Source organism: Staphylococcus agnetis, assembly GCF_011466855.1.
GTDB classification, from domain to species: domain Bacteria; phylum Bacillota; class Bacilli; order Staphylococcales; family Staphylococcaceae; genus Staphylococcus; species Staphylococcus agnetis.
In genome coordinates this window covers 1,554,417-1,576,848 of the sequence record NZ_CP045927.1, presented here as the reverse complement: position 1 = coordinate 1,576,848, position 22,432 = coordinate 1,554,417, and the positions used below count along the sequence as shown (strand labels likewise).

Sequence of the window (22,432 nt, the reverse complement as noted above, 5' to 3'; positions counted from 1 at the left end):
ACATTGGGATTTTGAGGTGAAACATTTATGTGTAAATTTATTGCTGGTATCTTTAAAGTATTCTTTGCTTTAATGCTTGTAATGACTGTACTTGTAGGTCTAGGTGTTGCTGTATTAGCATTTGTATTTAAAAAAGACTTTGAAGATATTGAAAACAAAACAAAACAAATTATTGCTGATATTGAATCAAATCAATCGTAATCTAAAACGAACACAATTTTGTGTTCGTTTTTTTGTTTCCAATTGAAATTTGTTCAAATGCATAACTATCTATCTACATTATATAAGTTTTGTTGAATAATTTTTAAATAAAGGGTAAGGTGATGATTTTGTATCAAAGTCAAAATGTACTCGTTTCATATAAATTAAATCAACAAACATCTATTCAAGTAAAACAGATAGACCTTCAACTTAGAAATCAACATTTAACAAAACCTATGCCACAAAAAATCATTGAGCGTATCTTTGACAAACATATTTATGCGCGTAATATTGCGATTGGTGTCAGCCAAGATCCTACTTTAATAGAGAGTGCAGAGCAGTTTAAAGCGCAATTGGAAGACTATTTGGAGCAACAAGGGGCTTATCCTTATGTCGTTAAAATTGTCATATGGAATGATCATAGTAAAAATATGAAGAAATTTGAGCGCGCTTTTGTTGAGCATGAGCCAGATTTATGGTTCGTGTTTTCAAATGCGTTAGGTTTTTCACGAATGTTAAAACGTTTATATCGAAATGAACATTTTGATGCATCTCGATTATATTGCTTAAGTAATTTGTGTTCTAACTATCTTTTGAACGTGTTAGGTGAGAAATATTTTGAAGGTATGAAAGGTGTAACGCCGACTGGAGAATCTTGGTTTGTAAATAGAGGTGAAATACATATTTTATCTTCATGATATCCCAGTAACCAGCTTTTTGATAAACTATAGTTAAGGATTAAATATATTTTAGGAGGAAATCATATGGTATCAAAAGGTTATATTGGCTCTTATACTAAAAAAAATGGTAAAGGATTATACTTTTTTGAATTAGATGAGCAGACCAATCACATCTCTAAACTTGAAACAGCGTATGAAATTAATGCATCTACTTACTTTGATATATATGAGAACACTTTAGTGGCGATTACAAAAAATGATACGCATAGTGGGATAGCCACATTTAATATTAAAGATGACGGAAAGTTGGAAAAAGTAAGTGAATGTTTAGATTCACTTAAAGGGTCAGGTTGTTATGTGTCATTCTCACCCGATGGTCAATATATTTTTGAAGCGGTATATGGAGATGGTATTGCACGCATATATGAATTTGATAAATCTTCTCAAAAAATATTGCGTTTAATCGAAGAAGTGTACCACGAATATCCTAAAGGGCCAAATGTAGAACGTCAGGACCAATCACATGTGCACTATTTAGAAGTCACGCCTGAACATAAATATGCTGTCGCTGTCGATTTAGGTGCAGATTTAATTGTTGCATATCATTACGGTCAAAAAGGATTAGAAGTTGCGCACCGTACTCAAATGCTTCCGGGCGATGGTCCAAGGCACATTGCATACCATAAAACTGGTGCGTATGGTTATGTCGTAAACGAATTATCAAATACTGTTGTGGTCATGTCGTATCAAGATGGACAATTTAAAGAAATTGAGCGTCATTTGACGATTCCAGATGCCTATTTACAACCAACGAAACTGGCAGCGATTCATATTTCAGATGATCAACGGTTTATGTATATTAGTAATCGTGGGCATGATAGCATTGCCATATTCGAAATTTTACAAGATGGTGCACAGTTGCGTTTAGTTGATTTCGTTTCAACAGGAGGCAGTTTCCCTAGAGATTTTAACCTTTCACCATCAGGTCAACATGTTGTCGTAGCTCATCAAGAGGATGAAAGTAACGTAGTTGTGTTTGAACGTAATGAAGAGACCGGCATTTTGACTAAGTGTGATGACACATCATCTGCCCCAGAAGGGGTTTGTGTGAAATTTGTCACTATAGATGGATAAGTACTTAGTTCAAAATCATTTGTTTCATTAATGCAATCTATATTATGAAATTCAATTAGCCTTCAAAATGCATAACAACATGCGTTTTGAAGGCTTTGTAGTATTAACTTTATTTATTTTTGTTGAAAAATTGTTTAATCATATTAAATTTTCCTTTGTATGGAGGAAATAAAATACCTGTTTCGAGTTTTGTAGTTTTAAAAATGTAAGGCTTTTCGTGTGTAAATGTATCAAATGTATATTTTCCATGATAGCGTCCCATACCTGATGCGCCCACACCACCAAATGGTAATTTTGGATTAGCTAATTGTAAAAGCGTATCGTTGACAGCCCCGCTACCAAAAGAGAGTGTGTCTAAAACTAAATTTGATGTATTTTCATCTTCTGTAAAAACATATAGCGCCAACGGTTTAGGTAAGGTTTGTAACCATGCTAATGCCTCATTAAATGACTGATAAGTGACGATAGGGAGTATAGGGCCGAATATTTCATTTTGCATAATTTTATCTGAAGGATGAATATTGTCTAATACTGTTGGTTCTATAAATCTAGAAGCGACATCTTTAGTTCCACCAATGACAATATTATTTTCATGTTCGGTTAACAAAGAAGAAAGACGTTCAAAGTGGTTATGATTCACTATGCGTCCCAAATCTTGGCTTTTTTCAGGATGTTTTCCATAAAATTCTTTTAACGTGGTACGCATTGCATCGATAAATTCATCTTTAACGGTTTCATCTATGAGGACATAATCTGGAGCTACACACGTTTGCCCCAAATTCATAAATTTACCAAAACAAATGCGTTCACTAGCTACTTTTAAATTTGCTGTTTTATCGACAATCGTTGGAGATTTACCTCCCAATTCTAAAGTAACGGGTGTCAGATGCTTGCTGGCAGCTTCATAAACGATTTGACCTACTTTTGTACTCCCTGTAAAGAAGATATGGTCAAAAGGTAATGTTAATAATGATTGAAGTGTGTCTTTACCGCCTTGTACAACTGTGACATGCGTTTCTTCAAAAGTTGCTTCTATGATGGATTGAATCACTCTAGAAACATTAGGGGTTAATTCTGAAGGTTTAACCATAACCGTATTCCCAGCAGCGACTGCGCCAATTAGAGGTTCCATTACAAGTTGAAAAGGATAATTAAACGGTCCAATAATTAAAACGGTGCCTAGAGGCTCTTTCATTAAAAAGCTTTTTGCTGGAAATAAGTAAAACGGTGTTTCAATGGCACGTTTACGCGCCCATTTTTTGAGATTTTTACGATAATGATTAATGGAATTTAACGTATAGCCAATTTCGGTTGCGAAAGCTTCTACTGCGTGCTTTCCTAAATCATCTTTTAACGCTTGATATAACGCTTTTTCATGGGACTTAATATTTTTTTTTAAGGATTTTAGTTTTTGTTTTCTAAATGCGAGAGGCTTTGTGGCTTGAGATTTAAAGTATGTTTGAGATGCGTCGAAAAGCATTTGATAATTCAAATCTATCCCTCCTATAAATGATAAAAAAGGTTGAGACATTGCAAATACATTTATGTCTCAACCGTTAGCGTTATGATTTTTTTAAATGCGCAAGTGATGCATCTCGTTCAAATTGAGCATGCACATAAGAACAAGAAGGAATAATTTTTAAGTCTTCTTCTTGTGCCTTTTTAATGACAGCATTAAATAATTGTTTTGCGACACCATGTCCTCTTAAACTCGGATCAACAAATGTATGGTTCACATCTATTGTGTGAGCATCTACAAATGTATAGGTAATTTCTGCATCGGGTGCTTGCGCGTCGTCTCCGATATAAAATTTATGATTACCTTCATTGACTTGAATTGACATCATATCACCTTCGATAATTTTTATGATAATGCGTCGGTAACTTGAGGAACGATTTGTTTCTTACGTGACACTACGCCAGGTAAAAATGCAGTATTGTTGTCTAGTGTTGTGTTAAAAGCACTAGCAATTTTATCTGTATCTGCGCCAGTCACTAAGATTTTTGAATTACTATTTAAGATGTCAGTGACTACTAAAATAAATGATGTGTAGTTATGATCTGCGATTTCTTTATTCATTGCATTTTCTAAAGCTTCTTGACGTGCGATAACTTCATCAATATCTACAGTGTTGACTTGTGCGATACGTACTGTACGTTCACCCATATCAAATGATTTCGCATCTTTGTTAAGTAATTGCTCTTCTGTGCTATCTTTTGTAGAAGCACCTGCTTTAAGCATATCAAGACCATATTGATCAACATCTACATTAGCGATGCTTGCAAGCGCACGTGCTGCATTCACATCTTGTTCTGTACAAGTTGGAGATTTAAATAAAAGACTATCTGAGACAATTGCAGAAATCATTAATCCTGCGATTTCAGGTTTGATGTCATAACCACGTTCATTGTACATTTTGTAAAGAATTGTAGCTGTACAGCCTACTGGTTCTGCACGGTAATAGAGTGGTCCAGCTGTTTCGAAGTTCGCAATACGGTGATGATCGATAACGTGTTTAACTTTTGCTTTATTAATCGTTTCAGCACTTTGTTGAAATTCATTATGATCAACTAAAATCACTTCTTGGTCAGTTAAATCTTCTGTCAAAAGTTCTGGTGCTTCAACATTAAAATAATCTAATGCATATTGTGTTTCAGGAGCAACATTTCCTAAGCGATATGCTTTAGCGTCTTTGTTGCCGTGAAGTTGTTCAAAGTCTGCCATAATAATCGCTGATGTGATGGCATCTGTATCTGGATTTTGATGTCCGAAAATATATGTTGTCATTTGATAAACTCCTTATATCTTTACTATTGATTTATTACATATTTTAGCATGGCACACGTATGTTATTCCACCGTTGCGCCTAAAGTATTTTTAAAATGAGCAAGTGCCCATTCATGTCCTAATTCATTGAATGATGCTACGCCATCTTTAGGAATGACTAATTGATAATTTAAATTATAAGCAGTAGATGCTGTGTGTAACACACAAATATCTGTACAAACACCTACTATCTCCAAAGTGTCGATTTTTCTTTCTCTAAGTAATGTATCTAAAGGTGTGCCAAAGAAAGAATCATAGCGCCTTTTATCAATAAAAAATACATGTTCTTCATGTTCAATTGTTTGAAATACTGAACCGACTTGTCCGTATAATTTTCGTCCTTCAGTACCGATAATATTATGTGGAGGAAAACTTTTAGACTCTGGGTGGGTAGGATCATTTTCAAAATGTAAATCCATCATAAAAAAGATATTTTCTTTTTTATCATGATAATGTTGAATGCGATCTACAATGTACCCCTCGATGGCTTGACCAGCGCCCCCACAAGTCAATTTTCCATTGTCTGCGATGAAGTCATTAGAATAGTCAACTACGATTAAAGCTCTTTTTGACATAATGTCCTCCTAAAATTGGGTATACTATCTATAAATCAGAGATGATTATAGTATAACCTAAATATGGAAGGATACTAGACCAATGTTAAAAAATGTTAAAAATTTTGGCGCTAAAACAAAAAATAAATGGTTTGACACTTATGGCATTCAACGTGCATTAAATGTAGTGGCTAGAAATGGGGGTGGTACGGTCTATATACCTAAAGGTGAATATCATATTGCGAAAGCTTTAAAAATATATCAAAATACAACCCTAAAACTTGATGATGAAGCGGTGCTATTACGTAAAGGGCGTGATGCATTATTGAAAAATGGATCAAGTCGTAAAAAATATTATCGTTATGAAGGGAATGGCTATATTAAAATTGAAGGCGGTACTTTTGATATGAATGGAACGGAATGTCCCTATAACAATACCGCCATGTGTTTAGGGCATGCACGTGAAATAGAAGTATCTCATGTTACTTTTAAAAATATTGTTGGTGGTCATGGTATTGATGCTTGTGGCTTAGATGGGGTACACATACATGATTGTGCATTTTTAGGTTTTGCTGATTATGCAGGGGATCGTTGGTTTTCAGAAGCCATTCAACTTGATTTGTTCATTGAGGGTGCTTTTCCAAAATTTGGTGTCAATGACGGTACAATTACTAAAAATGTAGTAATAGAAAATTGTTATTTTGGCAATTCTGGTGAGGGTAACATGGGACCGTGGAATCGCGCAATTGGCTCACATGCTAGCAGACTTTTTCATTATTATGAGAACATCGTCATTCAACATAATGTATTTGAAGGTACTCAATCGTATGCACTCACCCCTTTAAAAGCTAAAAATTTATTTATTGCTTATAATTCGTTTATCAACTGTGCTGGCGTATTACGCTATTTAGGCGTTTACAAAGGGAAGCATATGGTGTCGTTTGATGGACGCATAGAAGGTAAAGAGGGGGGCAAAGATTTAATATTTATTCACAATGATATTCAAAACACAAAAATGCTAGATACGTTGCACATACGCAGTCATAAAGATGCGCCTCATCAGAATATAGATATTTTGCAAAATACTTTTTCAGGAGAAAATAATCCGATCCAATTAACAGGTTCTACAGATATTTATATCCACAACAATGAAAATCTCCCTGATATTAATCAAAAAGACGTAGAAAACCTTTATCAAGAGCATCTAAACTAAATGAGAGAATATATATAAATCCCCTTTCAACATATTGAAGGGGGATTTAAATTTGGAGGTTTTCTATATCAACTATGTATGGCATTATGCATCGAAACGACCTAAATGACGGATTTCAAAATCGAGCGTTTCTAAAATGGTTGTGATTTTATGCATATCCTCATCACTAGGGTAGACGCATTGAACAAAAAAGCGATACATGCCTAGTTGCGTTTTTAATGGTCTAGATTCAATCCAACTTAGGTTCACATTAAATAAAGCAAAAGTGTTTAAAATACTTGCTAACAAACCAGGTTTGTCATAACTTGGCGTAATGATGAGCATGCATTGATGACCTTTATTCGGTACAGTAGCCTCACGAGTTAATACTAAAAAACGTGTCATATTATGTGGGAAATCTTCAATATTTTCGATGAGCGGGACGTAACTATAAGCCTCACCACTTCCTTTGGGGGCAATTGCAGCTGTAGTGGCATTAATATATTTTAATGCGTCTACCGTACTTTGTGCATACGCGTAGTCTAACTGTCGTTCGTGAATGAATTTTTGGGTTTGGCTAATGGCTGGTCCAATAGAATACACTCGAGTAATATCCTCTAAACTTGTAGTTGATTGGGCGTATAACGAAAACTCTATATCTAAATGAATTTCTTTAATGATTGTTAAATCATGTTCAACTAGGTTATCCGCGACCACGTTAATCGTACCTTCTATTGCATTTTCAATAGGGACAATTGCTTTTGATTGAGGATTTGCTTGTACAGCTTGAATGACTTCATAAAGATTTTCTTTTGGGATTAATTGATTAAGGTCTTTCTCATATTTTAAGGCAGCTAAATATGAAAAAGTGCCTTTGGGTCCTAAATAAAATAAGGACATAACCTCACCTCACTCGTGAATGTTTGTCCTTATTTTACACAAATCTAATGAAAAGGGCACCCACTCGGGTCCTTTTTTTTATAATAAAAGTTTGTTTCACGCATTGTATTATCGTATCCATGATGGTAATTAGGCGTTAAAGTAGGCGATAATGGTGGTGCAAGCCACGACCATTTTCCTGTCACTGTACGACCTTTAGCGCTTTCTATCGCTTCAAATTTTTCAAACTGCTTGGACGCTGTTAAATGGTCTACCATAGAGACACCATTATCTTTAAAAGATTGGTAGACAGCATCATTTATTTCAACTAATACACGATCTTTATTGAAGCTACTGTTTCTTAACGTATCAAAATCCATTGCGTCTGCTAAAGGTTGCATTAAGTTGTATCGATAAGGGTCAATAAAGTTTCGAACGGCAATCTCATTAACCATATACCAACCGTTAAAAGGCGCTGTTGGGTATGTGATACCGCCAATTTTCAAGTCCATACTGGATATAATTGGCACGGCATACCATTTTAAATTTAACTGTTCTATTTTAGGGTATGCATGATGTCGAATGGGCACTTCCAAAATAAGTGATTTTGGGTAGTCAAAATATTTGATTGGTTGGTCAGGAAGTTGATATATAAGTGGTAAGATATCAAAGTCACTGTGAGTGCCACGCCAACCTAAATGTTCGGCGAGTTGTGTGATATTCTTTTCAGCGGGATCCCCTTTATTTTCATAACCGGCATATCGAATCAACTGATGATTAAAAATTTTCGGTGAATCCTCAAATGAGGGGGCGAAAATTGTAATATATGGTACGATCTTACCATGATTCGTAGCTTTTTCGATGTGAGTAGTGATAGCATTTAAAAATGCTGGTTCGTCTTTAATATGTCTTGCATCTTGAACTTTTAAACTTTCCCAAAACAAGCGACCGATACAACGATTTGAATTGCGCCATGCGAGACGCGCGCCATAAATTAATTCTTCTGATGTATGGTGATAAAAGCCCGTTGTATTAATGTCATGTTCAACCTCTTTAATGCGCTCTAACTTTTTGTAATGAGGTTGATTCGTTTCCTCATAATATTGCGTTATAAATGATATTGCCTCTTTTAACATCGTACCACCTCACCGTTCATTATAATCGATAAATGAAAAATCTTTAGAAAAATTGTATTAATTGTCATATTTTTGTCGATGTTCTTATTAAAAGATGGCAAACATAGTCTAAAAGTGTTATATCATAGATATGACTAAAAGGACGAGGAGAAATTATATGTACCAATATCAAGATGATAGTTTAATGTTACACAACGACTTATACCAAATTAATATGGCTGAATCTTATTGGAATGACGGTATTCATGAACGTACAGCTATTTTTGATCTTTATTTTAGAAAAATGCCTTTCGAAAGTGGCTATGCTGTTTTTAATGGTTTGAGAAGAGTGATAGATTTTATCAATCACCTCCATTTTTCTGATACGGATTTAGCTTATTTAAAAGATATAGGGTATGAAGCGGATTTTTTAAATTATTTAAAAGAACTTAAATTTACAGGGCATATTCGTTCTATGCAAGAGGGAGAACTATGTTTTGGGAACGAACCCTTAATGCGTATTGAAGCACCACTTATCCAAGCTCAACTGATTGAAACAGCTTTATTAAATATTATTAATTTCCAAACGTTAGTTACAACTAAAGCAAGCAGAATTAAGCAAGTGGCTCCAAATGATACGTTAATGGAATTTGGTACACGACGTGCTCATGAACTTGATGCGGCTGTATGGGGGGCAAGAGCAGCGATTATTGGTGGTTTTGATGCTACGAGTAATGTGAGAGCAGGTAAATTATTTAATATACCTGTCTCCGGCACACACGCTCATGCATTTGTTCAAACGTATGGAGATGAGTACATTGCTTTCAAAAAATATGCAGAACGTCATAAAAATTGTGTGTTTTTAGTAGACACATTTCACACGTTAAAATCAGGGGTACCCAACGCAATCCGTGTCGCAAAAGAATTAGGCGATCAAATTAATTTCATAGGAATACGCCTTGACTCTGGAGATATTGCATACTTATCAAAAGAAGCGCGTAAAATGTTAGATGAAGCAGGTTTTCCTGATGCCAAAATTATCGCGTCTAACGATTTAGATGAAGAAACAATTTCTAGTTTAAAAGCACAAGGAGCTACTGTTGACAGCTGGGGTGTAGGTACGAAATTAATCACAGCATATCAACAACCTGCATTAGGTGCTGTATATAAAATGGTCGCTGTCGAAGATGACAATGGCCAACTTGTAGACCGTATAAAACTCTCAAACAATGCTGAAAAAGTAACAACACCAGGAAAAAAACGTGTATATCGCATTATTAATACGAAAACAAATAAATCAGAAGGCGATTATATTACATTGGATCATGAAAATCCTAATGAAACAACGAAACTTAAAATGTTCCATCCTATTCATACTTACAAAATGAAATATATTAAAAAGTTTAAAGCGATTGACTTACATCACGATATTTTTATAAACGGAAAATGTGTCTATGTCTTACCAAGTGAAAATGATGCTAAAACTTTTTTACAACAGAATTTAGAGCTACTATGGGATGAAAATAAACGCTATCTCAATCCTGAAGAATATCCAGTTGATTTAAGTACCGCATGTTGGGAAAATAAACAGCGTCGCATTTTCGAAGTAGCTGAACATGTGAAAGAAATGGAGGAAGAACATGAACATGAGTAAAATGCAAACGATTATTGTGAATGAAATGAAAGTACAACCTGAAATAGATGTCGTTAAGACTATCGAAGAGATAAAACATTTCATTAAAGCATATGTGACGTCTCATTCTTTTATTCGCACGCTTGTATTAGGCATTTCAGGAGGTCAAGACTCTACATTAGTTGGTAAATTAACGCAGCTTGCGGTAAATGAACTCAATGAAAATAGTAGTAAAACGTATGAATTTATTGCTGTAAAACTACCTTATGGCGTTCAACGAGACGCAGATGAAGTAGATGACGCACTCAAATTTATCCAACCTGATAAAACGATTACAGTGAATATTAAACCTGCCGTAGACCAAAGTGTTGCGTCTTTAAAACAAGCAGGTATCACGTTAACAGATTTTCAAAAAGGTAATGAGAAAGCAAGAGAAAGAATGAAAGTTCAATTCTCAATTGCGTCGCATACAGGTGGTATCGTTGTTGGGACTGACCATTCTGCAGAAAATGTTACAGGATTTTTCACGAAATATGGAGACGGTGCTGCTGACATTGCACCTATATTCGGACTAAACAAACGTCAAGGGCGACAATTGTTACAACACTTAAATGCACCTGCTCATCTTTATGAAAAAACACCAACTGCAGATTTAGAAGATGACAAACCACAATTACCAGATGAAACGGCTTTAGGTGTCACGTATCAGGAAATTGATGACTATTTAGAGGGGAAAGCAGTGTCACAACAAGCGGCCACAAGAATTGAAGATTTATATGTACGTAATGCGCACAAACGTGAATTAGCATATACACGATATACATGGCCAAAATAAAAATTTTAATGACATTTGAAATAAATCCTGATACAATGAGCTAAATTTCAAGAAGTGAGGTAAGTTATGAGTGCGATAAATGATAACCCTTTACTACTCATTTTGGCAATATTTCTAATTAATGTTGCCTATGTAACTGCGCTAACGATGCGCCTAATATTAACACTGAAAGGGTATAGATATTATGCAGCGGCTTTAAGTTTTGTTGAAGTTTTAGTTTATGTTATTGGTTTAGGTATGGTAATGTCAGGACTAGATCAATTTCAAAACGTCATCGCATACGCATTAGGTTTTTCAGTAGGTATTATTGTAGGTATGAAAATTGAAGAAAAATTAGCATTAGGCTATTCTGTTGTAAATGTTACTACGGCAGATTATGAATTGGACATCCCAAGACAACTTAGAGATTTAGGCTATGGAGTCACACACTTTGCAGCTCATGGTCGAGATGGTGATCGCCTTGTCATGCAAATTTTAACGCCGAAGCGCTATGAGCTCAAATTAATGGATACAATTAAAGCATTGGATCCGAAAGCGTTTATCATTGCTTATGAGCCACGTAATATACATGGTGGATTCTGGGTTAAAGGTGTTCGAAGTAAGAAAGTGAAGGCGTATGACACAGATGAAATTTAAAGTAGAAGACGGCGAAACGATAGAAGCGTGTTTATTGCGCATGAAAGAGGCTGGTTATATGCCAATTAAACGTTATGAAAAACCAGTCTTCAAAGAGAATAAAGATGGCAGCATTGACGTTTTAAAACAGGAAATTATTTTTACTGGGAAGAAAATGAGTCATTAACATTAATTAAGAGACGATTCAAACGCTAGCGTTGACGTCTCTTTTTAAATGCGTATGTTTTTGTTTGATAATCCGTTAATGTTCGTTTTTAGTAGTTTTTACGAAAAATATTTTAGGATAAATATAAATAAATGGATTGATTCCGAACGTTATATCTGTTTATATAGATAATGTACATATGATGTCCGTTTGCTATAATGTGACTGAATACAATTTTATGTTAGAAGTGTAAGCATACGAAAAAACAAGTTAGGAGATTTTATAATGATTGAACGCTATTCAAGAAAAGAAATGTCAAACATTTGGACAGATCAAAACCGCTATGAGGCATGGTTAGAAGTTGAAATTTTAGCTTGTGAAGCTTGGAGTGAGTTAGGAGATATACCTAAAGAAGACGTAAAAAAAATTCGTGAACATGCGAAAGTCGATGTTGCGCGTGCTCAAGAAATCGAATTAGAGACACGCCACGATGTCGTTGCCTTTACTCGTCAAGTTTCTGAAACACTTGGTGAAGAGCGTAAATGGGTGCATTACGGGCTCACTTCAACAGATGTAGTCGATACTGCACTAAGTTACCAAGTTAAGCAAGCAAATGACATTATCGAAAAAGACTTGGAACGATTTATAGAAGTCCTAGCAAACAAAGCGAAAGCATATAAGTATACATTAATGATGGGACGTACGCATGGCGTGCATGCTGAACCAACTACATTTGGCTTAAAGATGGCGTTATGGTATGCAGAAATGCAGCGCAATCTTGAACGTTTCAAACGCGTACGAGAAGAAATTGAAGTTGGAAAAATGAGTGGAGCGGTAGGAACATTCGCTAATATCCCGCCTGAAATTGAAGCCTATGTATGTAAGCATTTAGGTATTGGGACAGCACCGATTTCTACTCAAACGTTACAACGTGATCGTCATGCATACTACATTGCGACGTTAAGTCTTATTGCTACTTCGCTTGAAAAATTTGCAGTTGAAATTAGAAACTTACAAAAAACAGAAACACGTGAAGTTGAAGAAGCATTTGCGAAAGGTCAAAAAGGATCATCTGCAATGCCTCATAAACGTAATCCTATTGGTTCAGAGAACATTACTGGTATAGCGCGAGTGATTCGTGGTTACATTACAACAGCGTATGAAAATGTGGCACTTTGGCATGAACGAGATATTTCACATTCATCAGCAGAACGAATTATGTTACCAGATGTGACAATTGCACTTGATTACGCGTTGAATCGCTTTACTAACATTGTTGATCGTTTAACAGTTTATGAAGAGAACATGACAGAAAACATGAATAAAACGTTTGGTCTCATTTATTCACAACGTGTGTTATTAGCGTTAATTGATAAAGGTATGGTACGTGAAGAGGCTTATGATACAGTACAACCTAAAGCAATGGAATCTTGGGCAACAAAGACCCCATTTAGAACACTTGTTGAAGGGGACGCTAAAATTACAGAAAAATTATCAGAAGATGAACTGAATGCTTGTTTTGACCCTAGACATCACTTGAATCAAGTTGATACAATATTTAAAAGAGTAGGTTTAGCATAAAAATACTACACTTTAATGTATTAATTCGTTAAAATATCCTTAAACATATAAAAAATAGGGGTTGTATACCATGCAAATTGAAAAGTTACGTGGACAAGCATTAGATGAATTATTTGATGCAATTTTGACACTAGAAACACGCGAGGAATGTTATCAATTTTTTGATGATTTATGTACAGTAAATGAGCTCCAATCGTTATCACAGCGCCTACAAGTCGCGAAGATGATTAAACAAGGTTACACTTATGCAACAATAGAAGCTGAATCTGGCGCATCTACTGCGACGATTTCTCGAGTGAAACGCTCACTTCAGTGGGGAAATGATGCATATACAATGATTTTAGAACGAATGGATATTGAGACGAAGCATTAAAAATAAAGTAAAAAAGTAAGTGATAAAGTGAACGTTTAACGTGCAGTTTATCACTTGCTTTTTTTATGTAATTTTTCCTATAAATCCCAAGGTGTTACTTAGAATATCAGTCTTAAAAATGCTATAATATTATCTATGATATTTAAAGGAGTATTCGGTTATGTATGATATAAAACAATGGCACCATATCTTTAAATTAGATCCAGCAAAACCCATTTCTGATGCGGATCTTGAAAAAGTATGTATGTCTCAAACTGATGCCATCATGATTGGCGGCACTGATAATGTTACAGAAGATAACGTATTACATTTAATGAGTCGTGTGCGACGTTATCCACTACCATTAGCTTTGGAAATCTCAAACATTGAAAGTGTTGTACCTGGATTTGATTTCTATTTTGTCCCAACAGTTATGAATAGTACTGATGTGACTTATCATAATGGATTGTTGTTAGAAGCTCTCAAAATGTATGGGCATATGATTCATTTTGAAGATATTATTTTCGAGGGATATGTCGTACTGAATGCTGAAAGTAAAGTAGCGCGACATACGAAAGCGAATACTACATTAGTCACTGAGGATATTGAAGCTTATGCACAAATGGCAAATGACATGTACCGATTACCGATATTATATTTAGAATATAGTGGCACTAAAGGAAGCTTAGAAGATATTCAAGCTGCAAAATCACACTTAAATACCACTCAATTATTCTATGGTGGGGGCATTGATAGTTATGAAAGTGCACAATCATTTGCGTCCATTGCCGATACCATAATTGTTGGGAATTTAGTATATGAGAATATCAAGAAAGCGATACAAACGACTAAAATAAAGGAGAGAACATAATGAATCCACTTGTAAAACATATGAATACTGAACAAAGTGAAGCGGTACGCACAACGGAAGGGCCGCTTTTAATTATGGCAGGTGCTGGATCTGGTAAAACGCGCGTTTTGACACATCGCATTGCGTACTTACTTGATGAAAAAGGCATATCTCCTTATAACATTTTAGCGATTACATTTACGAATAAAGCAGCGAAAGAAATGAAAGAGCGTGTTCAAAAATTAGTAGGTGAAGAAGCTGAAGTCATTTGGATGTCTACGTTTCACTCAATGTGTGTACGCATTTTACGTCGTGACGCAGATCGGATTGGTATAGAGCGCAATTTCACAATTATTGATCCGACAGACCAAAAATCAGTGATTAAAGATGTGTTGAAACGTGAAAATATAGACCCTAAACGCTATGAACCACGCATGTTTATTGGGGCCATTAGCAATTTGAAAAATGAATTGAAAACACCTCAAGATGCATTAGAATCGGCGAACGATTTTTATACACAAATGGTTGCTAAAGTATACGAAGGGTATCAAAAACAGCTGATTCGAAACCAAGCATTAGACTTTGACGATTTAATTATGACGACAATTAAATTATTTGAGCGCGTACCAGATGTATTAGATTACTATCAAAACAAATTTCAATACATACATGTTGATGAGTATCAAGATACGAATAAGGCACAGTACACGCTTGTTAATTTAATGGCACAAAAGTTTAAAAACTTATGTGTTGTAGGGGATTCAGACCAATCCATTTATGGTTGGCGTGGTGCAGATATTCAAAATATTCTATCGTTTGAGGAAGATTATCCAAAAGCGAAAACGATATTTCTAGAACAAAATTATCGTTCAACGAAAACCATTTTAAATGCTGCGAATGAGGTTATTAGAAACAATACAGAGCGTAAACCAAAAGGCTTATGGACAGCGAATGCGAACGGTGAAAAAATAAACTATTATGAAGCATTTAGCGAACGTGATGAGTCCGAATATGTGGTGCGTGAAATCTTCAAACAACAGAAAAAAGGACGACAATTAAAAGATATTGCAGTGCTCTATCGCACAAATGCGCAATCTCGTGTTCTTGAAGAAACGTTTTTAAAATCTAATCTACCTTATGTCATGGTTGGAGGACAGAAATTCTATGAGCGCAAAGAGATTAAGGATGTATTAAGCTATTTGCGTTTAATTGCGAATAGTGCAGATGATATCAGTTTACGCCGTGTTATCAATGTTCCTAAAAGAGGAATAGGGCCATCATCTGTGGACAAAATCGCAGCGTATGCCTCATCGAACAATATTAGTATGTTTGAAGCTTTAGCTGAAGTTGACTTTATAGGATTATCTAAAAAAGTAACACAAGCTGCATCTGAATTTTATCAATTGATCAATCATCTCATGCGAGAACAAGAGTTTTTAGAAATAAGTGACATCGTAGAGGAAGTGCTCATTAAGTCAGGTTATCGTGAGATGTTAGAACGCGAACAAACGTTAGAAGCACGCAGCCGTTTAGAAAATATAGACGAATTTATGTCTGTTCCGAAAGATTATGAAAAAAATACGCCTTTAGAAGAACAATCTTTGATTAACTTCTTAACAGATTTATCTCTTGTAGCTGATGTTGATGAAGCCAATTTAGAAGACGGTGTGAAATTAATGACTATGCACTCTGCGAAAGGTTTAGAGTATCCTGTAGTGTTTATCATAGGGATGGAGGAAAGCATTTTCCCACATGTCCGTGCAATTAAAAGCGATGATGATCATGAAATGGAGGAAGAGCGCCGTATTAGTTATGTAGCCATTACACGTGCGGAAGAAGAATTGTATCTGACGCATGCGACATCACGTACATTGTTCGGACGTTCTCAATCAAATCCACGTTCACGTTTCCTAAATGAGATACCAGATGATTTATTAGCGATACCAGAACGTAAACAATCTTCTCATGTAGCACAAAAACGGACGTCACCTAAGAGAGGATTTAGCCAACGAACAGTAGTGAATAAGCAGGCATCAACGACATCTGATTGGAACGTTGGAGATAAAGTGACGCATAAAAGTTGGGGAGAGGGTATGGTGTCTAATGTGAACGTTAAAAATGGTTCGGTTGAGTTAGATATTATCTTTAAATCGCAAGGGCCTAAACGTTTATTAGCACAATTTGCTCCAATTGAGAAAAAGGAGGACTAAGATTTATGGATTTGAAGGCGCGCGTGCGTGTATTGCATGAACGGTTACATCAATACAATTATGAATATCACGTATTAGATAACCCAAGTGTTCCAGACAGTGAATATGATAAATTGTTGCATGAATTAATAGAAATTGAATCACAACACCCTGAACTTAAAGCTGCAGATTCACCAACGGTACGTGTGGGTGGAGAAGCACAATCGACGTTTGAAAAAGTTCGACATGACACGCCGATGCTAAGTTTATCTAATGCATTTAATGAGACAGATTTACGTCGTTTTGATCAACGTGTAAGAGATGCTGTAGGGGAAGTCGAATACATGTGTGAATTGAAAATAGACGGTTTAGCTGTGTCATTGAAATATGTTGACGGTCGTTTTGTCCAAGGATTAACGCGTGGAGATGGAACGACAGGTGAAGATATAACAGAAAATTTAAAAACGATTCACGCAATCCCACTCACATTAAAAGAACCGATTTCTTTTGAAGTACGTGGAGAGGCCTATATGCCTCGTCAATCGTTTTTGAGGCTTAACGATGAAAAAGAGAAAAAGGGTGAACAACCGTTTGCTAACCCCCGCAATGCGGCTGCGGGTTCGCTACGTCAACTAGATTCAAAATTAGCCGCAGCACGTAAACTTGATATTTTTCTATACAGTATAAATGATTTCACAGAGTTAGATGCCACATCACAAAGTGAAGCATTAGCTGAATTGGATCAACTAGGATTCAAAACAAATCCTGAACGGATGAATGTCAAAACCATAGACGATGTACTGGCGTATATTGACAAGTGGACCTCAGAACGTGATACATTAAGTTATGATATCGATGGTATTGTTATCAAAGTGAACGCCATTGAGCATCAAGAGGAGATGGGTTTTACCCAAAAATCACCGAGATGGGCCATTGCATATAAGTTTCCTGCTGAAGAAGTTGTCACTACTTTAGAAGACATTGAGTTAAGTATTGGTCGTACTGGTGTGGTGACACCTACTGCAATTTTAACTCCAGTTCATGTAGCGGGGACGACTGTTTCTAGAGCCTCATTACATAATGAAGACCTAATTCATGAAAGAGATATACGAATAGGTGATCATGTTGTTGTGAAAAAAGCCGGTGATATCATACCTGAAGTGGTTAAAGTCATTTTAGATCGTCGGTCAGATGACGCTCAGCCTTATCGCATGCCAACACATTGCCCGAGTTGTGGTCATGAACTTGTACGCATTGAAGGTGAAGTTGCATTAAGGTGTATCAACCCAAAATGCCAAGCGCAATTGATAGAAGGATTAAAACATTTTGTATCGAGACAAGCGATGAATATTGATGGTTTAGGCACTAAAATCATAGAACAACTTTATCATCATCATTTAATCAAAGACGTGGCAGATATATTTTATCTTGAAAAGAACGATCTATTACCTCTTGAACGTATGGGTGAAAAGAAAGCAGATAACCTTATTAAGGCGATTGAAAAATCTAAATCACAATCATTAGAACATCTATTATTTGGCCTAGGTATTCGTCACTTAGGTGTCAAAGCCAGTCAAGTGCTTGCAGAAAAGTATGATACGATGGAACGTTTAATGCAAGTCACAGAAGCGGAACTTGTGGAAATATATGACGTAGGTGAAAAGTTAGCACAATCCTTTGTAACTTATATGAGCAATGAGGATATTCAAAAGTTAATTCAAAAAATGTCACAACATCATGTAAACATGACTTACACTGGTCAAAAATCATCACAAATTGATGGCCATCCTGATTTTAAAAATAAAACTGTTGTATTGACTGGTAAATTAGAGCAAATGACAAGAACTGAGGCATCACAATGGTTGAAAAATCATGGTGCCAAGGTGACAAGTAGTGTAACAAAATCAACAGACCTTGTTATTGCAGGTAAAGATGCTGGCTCTAAGTTAACGAAAGCAGAGACATTAGGGACACCAATTTGGAATGAACAAGACTTTATTGATAAGCAAAATGAAATCAATTAAAAAGGGAGATTGTGCCTATGAAAAAAAGGTCTTTTATCATCGTTGGTTTATCATTGGTATTAGTCGCGTGTGGTCCAAATCAATCTGAAAACCAATCTTCAAATGATTCATCTTCTAAAAAAGAAAATAATGTTAAACACATTGCGACTGATAAAAACGTTCAAGGTGATAATTATCGGACAATTTTACCATTTAAAGAGAGTCAAGCGCGTGGTTTAACACAAGAAAAAATGTCTAATCATTTTAATGGTGAAGATTTTGAATCAGGTTTATTAGAAATCAGTAAAGAAATTTATCCTACAGATGACTATTTATATCAAGATGGACAGTTTTTAGATAAAAAGACAATTCAAGCTTATTTAAAGCCTAAATTGACTAAAGATGAATTAAATAAAATGAGCGATAAGGAAAAAGAAGAGAAGCAAGCAAGTGAAAATCTCGGACTCAATCCTTCTGTTCATGGTGAAAAAGATGAAGAAAAAATAGCTAAACAATCACCACAAGTGTTATCACATATTTTAGAACAAAATTTCTATGACAATGGCGACACGAGTGGTAAGAAAGTTAAAGGACTTACGATTGGTCTTGCGATGAATCAAGTTTATTATTATCAAAAAGAAAAATACGGTGAGACATTTAGTGTTGATTTAGATAAGAAGAAAGTTGAAAAACAAGGTCGAGAAATCGCTGAAGAAATGTTATCTCGACTACGTGAAAACGATCAGTTAAAAGACGTTCCAATTACTTTTGCGATATATATGCAATCGGGTAAAGATCAAATCGTTCCGGGATCGTTTGTAAGTTATGCGACATCAGATGAGAATGGTGCTGAATTAAAAGAATGGAATAAAGTGAAGGAACAAACCGTATTGATGCCTTCAGGTGAAGCTGCAGATTTGAATGAGCAACTCAATGCCAATTTCCGTGATTTTAATAATAATCTTCAATCTTACTTTACGAACTTTACACAAGCGGTAGGAAAAGCAAAGTTTAAAGATAAAAAAGTGCAATCTTTATCTGTTGATTTGCCAATCGATTATTATGGAAGAGCTGAATTAATAGGTATTACGCAGTACGTGACGCAACTTGCTGAAAAAGACTTCGGAAGTGTAGATACGTATGAAATTCACATTAAAGATGGTAATGAACCACGCGCACTTATCACAAAATCCAAAGATGACAATAGTCCTAAAGTGCACATCTACAATCAATAAAACGGCATATGTGTCATAGTTATAGTTTGACGTGTAGGCATTAGTTACGTCAAGTCAATGCAAATGAAAATAGCCTTCAAAATTCTTTAAAACGAATTTTGAAGGCTATTTTATGTTTAAGTGATTGTACGCAGAGGATTGAACTTATTCATTCAATTCTAGTCTACGTTTAACTTCGTTCATATCATCAATAACGAATGCGTCAGGTTTTTTCGTAAATTTTGAAACTACAATTGTAACGAGTAAACTCATAATAAAGCCAGGAACAATTTCATAAAGTGAAAAAATTTCATATGTTTTACCCAAAGGTAACGCAAAAACTATCCACAATATAACAGTGACTGCACCGGCAATCATACCACTAATAGCACCAGTTCTTGTTAATGATTTCCAATATAAAGATAAAATAACAAGAGGTCCAAATGCAGCACCAAATCCTGCCCAAGCATTACCAACTAAGTTTAATATCGTATCATTTGGTGACCAAGCAATCGCAATTGCGATAATGGCAACTAAAATAACTGAAAGACGACCCACTAATACAAATTCTTTTTCATGTTTTTTTGTATTTGCTTTATCACCACGGATTAACTTATAAAAGTCCTCTGTTAGTGAGCTTGATGTAACGAGTAATTGTGACGAAATCGTACTCATAATGGCAGCTAAAATGGCCGCTAATAAAAAGCCACCAACTAAAGGATGAAACAGTACTTGTCCCATTAAAATAAATAATGTTTCAGGATCCTTAATTTCTACTCCTTGAGCAGGAATAAATGCAATACCTAGAAGACCTACTAATACTGCGCCAATTAATCCAACAGCCATCCATGAAATACCAATTCTTCTAGTGAATGGGAAGAGTTTAATTGAACGAATAGACATAAAACGCACTAAAATATGTGGTTGTCCAAAATACCCTAATCCCCAAGCGAAGAATGAAATGATACCAATGACAGTCGTACCTCTAAATAAATCTAAGTTGGTAGGTTTTAATTCTGCGACTGAATGAAACGTATCTAATCCATTAAGTTTAAGCATGACAACGATAGGGACCATTATCATTGCGATGAGCATGATGACACCTTGGAAAAAGTCTGTAATCGACACGGCAAGGTAACCACCAAAAAATGTATAAGCAATAACGATAACCGCAACTAATAATAATCCAAAACGATAATCTAATCCAAAAGCACTATCAAATAATTTTCCTCCCGACACAAAACCTGCATGTGTATATAATGTGAAGAAAACTACGATAATACCTCCAGAAATAATTTTAATTAAATTAGACTTATCGTCTAAACGATTTTTGAAAAAATCTGGAAGTGTTATAGCGTCACCAGCGATTTCAGTATGTAAGCGTAATCGCGGTGCTACAAGTAAATAGTTGATCCAAGCACCTAACGTTAACCCGATGGCTAACCAAGCAGCTGATAGACCTGTAGAATACACTTCACCTGGTAACCCCATAATCATCCAACCACTCATGTCAGATGCACCAGCTGAAAGTGCAGTAACCCAAGGCCCGATATTACGACCGCCTAACATGTATTCACTTAAGTTACTCGTAGCTTGTTTATAGCCATAATAACCAATACCAAGCAAGATAATAAAATAGAGTGCAATCATAATATACGTTTGCCAGTCAGGGTTGACTTGACTTGATAAAGTTGACCCAAAAATTAACATATATATCCCCCTTTTTGTTACATAAACTAATTATACAGAATTATCGCTAGAATAAAAGTGTAATTTCATACAAAAAGTTAACAATTCGAACTAAAAATAGGACATAAATGTTAAATTAGACTATTGAAGAGGTCAGAGGTGAAATATTGGCCTTATTTGTTATTACTTTTTATGCAAAAATATAACCCTGTGTTATTTCATTTAATGATAAACCTATATTTGAGTAACATTTAACAATAAAAGGGGAACAAGAAAGTCATTTAGCTTGTTAGTGGTTTAAAAGTTAATTAAATGTGCATGGAAACAATGGAGAGTTGTAGAAAATACTTAGATTTTTACCTTGAAATTTGGTACAATTTTAAGATAAAAGAGTATTTTTAAGGAGGCTAATGAAGTCATGACCGAAATAACACATGAACAAGTGAAGCACATTGCTAACCTTGCACGTTTAAATGTGTCGGATAATGAATCCAAAGAAATTCAAGAGACGTTAGCAGGTGTGTTAGATTTTTGTCATCAAATTGATTCAGTTGATACAGAAAATGTTAAACCTACGAATCACGTATTAGATTTGCAAAATGTTTTAAGAGATGATGTGGCGCATAAAGGATTACCACAAGAAAAAGCATTAGCAAATGCCAAAGAGGTAGAGGCGGGTCAATTTAAAGTGCCTGCAGTGATGAATGGGGAGGACGCATAATT

Annotated in this window: 22 protein-coding genes; 15 read left to right on the top strand and 7 right to left on the bottom strand. The window is 35.4% G+C overall.

Going from position 1 to position 22,432, the window contains the following annotated elements:
• Positions 1–27: 27 nt before the first annotated feature.
• The 3 genes from GJE18_RS08035 to pglS all read left to right on the top strand — a co-directional run bounded on the left by GJE18_RS08035 (position 28) and on the right by pglS (position 2,015).
• Positions 28–201, top strand: a complete 174-nt coding sequence (locus tag GJE18_RS08035) for a hypothetical protein (RefSeq protein ID WP_086375163.1) — start codon at positions 28–30, stop codon at positions 199–201.
• 122 nt (positions 202–323) lie between these two features.
• Positions 324–899, top strand: a complete 576-nt coding sequence (locus GJE18_RS08030; protein ID WP_107368442.1) for a hypothetical protein — start codon at positions 324–326, stop codon at positions 897–899.
• 66 nt (positions 900–965) lie between these two features.
• Positions 966–2,015: a 6-phosphogluconolactonase gene (gene pglS / locus GJE18_RS08025; RefSeq protein WP_060551454.1), complete on the top strand. Its 1,050-nt coding sequence runs from the start codon at positions 966–968 to the stop codon at positions 2,013–2,015.
• Positions 2,016–2,124: 109 nt separating this feature from the next.
• On the opposite strand, the gene GJE18_RS08020 is transcribed toward pglS, so the two are convergent.
• The 4 genes from GJE18_RS08020 to GJE18_RS08005 form a co-directional block, all read right to left on the bottom strand.
• Positions 2,125–3,513, bottom strand: a complete 1,389-nt coding sequence (locus GJE18_RS08020; protein ID WP_240928898.1) for an aldehyde dehydrogenase — start codon at positions 3,511–3,513, stop codon at positions 2,125–2,127.
• 64 nt (positions 3,514–3,577) lie between these two features.
• On the bottom strand, positions 3,578–3,874 hold the full coding sequence (locus GJE18_RS08015) for a GNAT family N-acetyltransferase (RefSeq protein WP_275087387.1): 297 nt from the start codon (positions 3,872–3,874) through the stop codon (positions 3,578–3,580).
• A 5-nt stretch (positions 3,875–3,879) separates the two neighbouring features.
• Positions 3,880–4,803, bottom strand: a complete 924-nt coding sequence (locus tag GJE18_RS08010; RefSeq protein ID WP_107368441.1) for a manganese-dependent inorganic pyrophosphatase — start codon at positions 4,801–4,803, stop codon at positions 3,880–3,882.
• 62 nt (positions 4,804–4,865) lie between these two features.
• Positions 4,866–5,417 (bottom strand): cysteine hydrolase family protein, encoded by a 552-nt coding sequence (locus GJE18_RS08005; RefSeq protein ID WP_037566971.1) that lies wholly within the window; start codon positions 5,415–5,417, stop codon positions 4,866–4,868.
• 82 nt (positions 5,418–5,499) lie between these two features.
• Between GJE18_RS08005 and GJE18_RS08000 the strand changes: the two genes are divergently transcribed.
• Positions 5,500–6,609 carry a glycosyl hydrolase family 28-related protein gene (locus tag GJE18_RS08000; RefSeq protein WP_107368440.1) on the top strand — a complete coding sequence of 370 codons (1,110 nt, stop codon included), beginning with the start codon at positions 5,500–5,502 and terminating at the stop codon, positions 6,607–6,609.
• 84 nt (positions 6,610–6,693) lie between these two features.
• Here GJE18_RS08000 and GJE18_RS07995 read toward each other — a convergent pair whose 3' ends face one another.
• Positions 6,694–7,488 carry a prephenate dehydratase gene (locus GJE18_RS07995; protein WP_107368439.1) on the bottom strand — a complete coding sequence of 265 codons (795 nt, stop codon included), beginning with the start codon at positions 7,486–7,488 and terminating at the stop codon, positions 6,694–6,696.
• Between the two features lie 44 nt (positions 7,489–7,532).
• Complete coding sequence (locus GJE18_RS07990; RefSeq protein ID WP_060551449.1) at positions 7,533–8,603, bottom strand: nitric oxide synthase oxygenase; 1,071 nt, start codon at positions 8,601–8,603, stop codon at positions 7,533–7,535.
• A 157-nt stretch (positions 8,604–8,760) separates the two neighbouring features.
• On the opposite strand from GJE18_RS07990, the gene GJE18_RS07985 reads away from it, so the two are divergent.
• The 10 genes from GJE18_RS07985 (at position 8,761) to GJE18_RS07940 (ending at position 20,041) form a co-directional block, all read left to right on the top strand.
• Positions 8,761–10,236 (top strand): nicotinate phosphoribosyltransferase, encoded by a 1,476-nt coding sequence (locus GJE18_RS07985; protein WP_107368438.1) that lies wholly within the window; start codon positions 8,761–8,763, stop codon positions 10,234–10,236.
• Positions 10,229–11,050: an ammonia-dependent NAD(+) synthetase gene (gene nadE, locus GJE18_RS07980; RefSeq protein WP_060552495.1), complete on the top strand. Its 822-nt coding sequence runs from the start codon at positions 10,229–10,231 to the stop codon at positions 11,048–11,050. Before GJE18_RS07985 ends, nadE begins: the two co-directional genes overlap by 8 nt.
• Positions 11,051–11,116: 66 nt before the next feature.
• Complete coding sequence (locus tag GJE18_RS07975) at positions 11,117–11,686, top strand: DUF2179 domain-containing protein (protein WP_037566962.1); 570 nt, start codon at positions 11,117–11,119, stop codon at positions 11,684–11,686.
• A complete protein-coding gene (locus tag GJE18_RS07970; RefSeq protein WP_103345114.1) occupies positions 11,676–11,852 on the top strand; it encodes an NETI motif-containing protein in 177 nt (58 codons plus the stop codon). Before GJE18_RS07975 ends, GJE18_RS07970 begins: the two co-directional genes overlap by 11 nt.
• A 264-nt stretch (positions 11,853–12,116) precedes the next feature.
• The gene (gene purB / locus GJE18_RS07965) at positions 12,117–13,412 is read left to right on the top strand and encodes an adenylosuccinate lyase (RefSeq protein ID WP_060551447.1); all 1,296 of its coding nucleotides are present in this window, start codon (positions 12,117–12,119) and stop codon (positions 13,410–13,412) included.
• A gap of 70 nt (positions 13,413–13,482) precedes the next feature.
• Positions 13,483–13,785, top strand: coding sequence for a YerC/YecD family TrpR-related protein (locus tag GJE18_RS07960; RefSeq protein WP_037566960.1), 303 nt, complete (start codon positions 13,483–13,485; stop codon positions 13,783–13,785).
• 160 nt (positions 13,786–13,945) lie between these two features.
• The gene (pcrB, locus tag GJE18_RS07955) at positions 13,946–14,635 is read left to right on the top strand and encodes a heptaprenylglyceryl phosphate synthase (protein WP_060551446.1); all 690 of its coding nucleotides are present in this window, start codon (positions 13,946–13,948) and stop codon (positions 14,633–14,635) included.
• Positions 14,635–16,824: a DNA helicase PcrA gene (gene pcrA, locus GJE18_RS07950; protein ID WP_107368436.1), complete on the top strand. Its 2,190-nt coding sequence runs from the start codon at positions 14,635–14,637 to the stop codon at positions 16,822–16,824. The genes pcrB and pcrA overlap by 1 nt, the downstream gene beginning before the upstream one ends.
• Positions 16,825–16,829: 5 nt before the next feature.
• Positions 16,830–18,827, top strand: coding sequence for an NAD-dependent DNA ligase LigA (gene ligA / locus GJE18_RS07945; RefSeq protein WP_060551444.1), 1,998 nt, complete (start codon positions 16,830–16,832; stop codon positions 18,825–18,827).
• 17 nt (positions 18,828–18,844) lie between these two features.
• Positions 18,845–20,041 (top strand): CamS family sex pheromone protein, encoded by a 1,197-nt coding sequence (locus tag GJE18_RS07940; RefSeq protein ID WP_060551443.1) that lies wholly within the window; start codon positions 18,845–18,847, stop codon positions 20,039–20,041.
• A gap of 144 nt (positions 20,042–20,185) precedes the next feature.
• On the opposite strand, the gene putP is transcribed toward GJE18_RS07940, so the two are convergent.
• The gene (gene putP, locus GJE18_RS07935; RefSeq protein WP_060551442.1) at positions 20,186–21,730 is read right to left on the bottom strand and encodes a sodium/proline symporter PutP; all 1,545 of its coding nucleotides are present in this window, start codon (positions 21,728–21,730) and stop codon (positions 20,186–20,188) included.
• Positions 21,731–22,127: 397 nt separating this feature from the next.
• Here putP and gatC point away from each other — a divergent pair, with 397 nt between their 5' ends.
• A complete protein-coding gene (gatC, locus tag GJE18_RS07930) occupies positions 22,128–22,430 on the top strand; it encodes an Asp-tRNA(Asn)/Glu-tRNA(Gln) amidotransferase subunit GatC (protein ID WP_103345108.1) in 303 nt (100 codons plus the stop codon).
• The last annotated feature ends 2 nt before the right edge of the window (positions 22,431–22,432 follow it).

Excerpts from the sequence above, each read along its gene's own strand:
- GJE18_RS08035 (WP_086375163.1), top strand. The coding sequence starts at position 28 with ATGTGTAAATTTATTGCTGGTATCTTTAAAGTATTCTTTGCTTTAATG.
- GJE18_RS08030 (WP_107368442.1), top strand. The coding sequence starts at position 324 with ATGATTTTGTATCAAAGTCAAAATGTACTCGTTTCATATAAATTAAAT.
- pglS (WP_060551454.1), top strand. The coding sequence starts at position 966 with ATGGTATCAAAAGGTTATATTGGCTCTTATACTAAAAAAAATGGTAAA.
- GJE18_RS08010 (WP_107368441.1), bottom strand. The coding sequence starts at position 4,803 with ATGACAACATATATTTTCGGACATCAAAATCCAGATACAGATGCCATC.
- GJE18_RS08005 (WP_037566971.1), bottom strand. The coding sequence starts at position 5,417 with ATGTCAAAAAGAGCTTTAATCGTAGTTGACTATTCTAATGACTTCATC.
- GJE18_RS08000 (WP_107368440.1), top strand. The coding sequence starts at position 5,500 with ATGTTAAAAAATGTTAAAAATTTTGGCGCTAAAACAAAAAATAAATGG.
- GJE18_RS07995 (WP_107368439.1), bottom strand. The coding sequence starts at position 7,488 with ATGTCCTTATTTTATTTAGGACCCAAAGGCACTTTTTCATATTTAGCT.
- GJE18_RS07990 (WP_060551449.1), bottom strand. The coding sequence starts at position 8,603 with ATGTTAAAAGAGGCAATATCATTTATAACGCAATATTATGAGGAAACG.
- GJE18_RS07985 (WP_107368438.1), top strand. The coding sequence starts at position 8,761 with ATGTACCAATATCAAGATGATAGTTTAATGTTACACAACGACTTATAC.
- nadE (WP_060552495.1), top strand. The coding sequence starts at position 10,229 with ATGAGTAAAATGCAAACGATTATTGTGAATGAAATGAAAGTACAACCT.
- GJE18_RS07975 (WP_037566962.1), top strand. The coding sequence starts at position 11,117 with ATGAGTGCGATAAATGATAACCCTTTACTACTCATTTTGGCAATATTT.
- GJE18_RS07970 (WP_103345114.1), top strand. The coding sequence starts at position 11,676 with ATGAAATTTAAAGTAGAAGACGGCGAAACGATAGAAGCGTGTTTATTG.
- purB (WP_060551447.1), top strand. The coding sequence starts at position 12,117 with ATGATTGAACGCTATTCAAGAAAAGAAATGTCAAACATTTGGACAGAT.
- GJE18_RS07960 (WP_037566960.1), top strand. The coding sequence starts at position 13,483 with ATGCAAATTGAAAAGTTACGTGGACAAGCATTAGATGAATTATTTGAT.
- pcrB (WP_060551446.1), top strand. The coding sequence starts at position 13,946 with ATGTATGATATAAAACAATGGCACCATATCTTTAAATTAGATCCAGCA.
- pcrA (WP_107368436.1), top strand. The coding sequence starts at position 14,635 with ATGAATCCACTTGTAAAACATATGAATACTGAACAAAGTGAAGCGGTA.
- ligA (WP_060551444.1), top strand. The coding sequence starts at position 16,830 with ATGGATTTGAAGGCGCGCGTGCGTGTATTGCATGAACGGTTACATCAA.
- GJE18_RS07940 (WP_060551443.1), top strand. The coding sequence starts at position 18,845 with ATGAAAAAAAGGTCTTTTATCATCGTTGGTTTATCATTGGTATTAGTC.
- putP (WP_060551442.1), bottom strand. The coding sequence starts at position 21,730 with ATGTTAATTTTTGGGTCAACTTTATCAAGTCAAGTCAACCCTGACTGG.
- gatC (WP_103345108.1), top strand. The coding sequence starts at position 22,128 with ATGACCGAAATAACACATGAACAAGTGAAGCACATTGCTAACCTTGCA.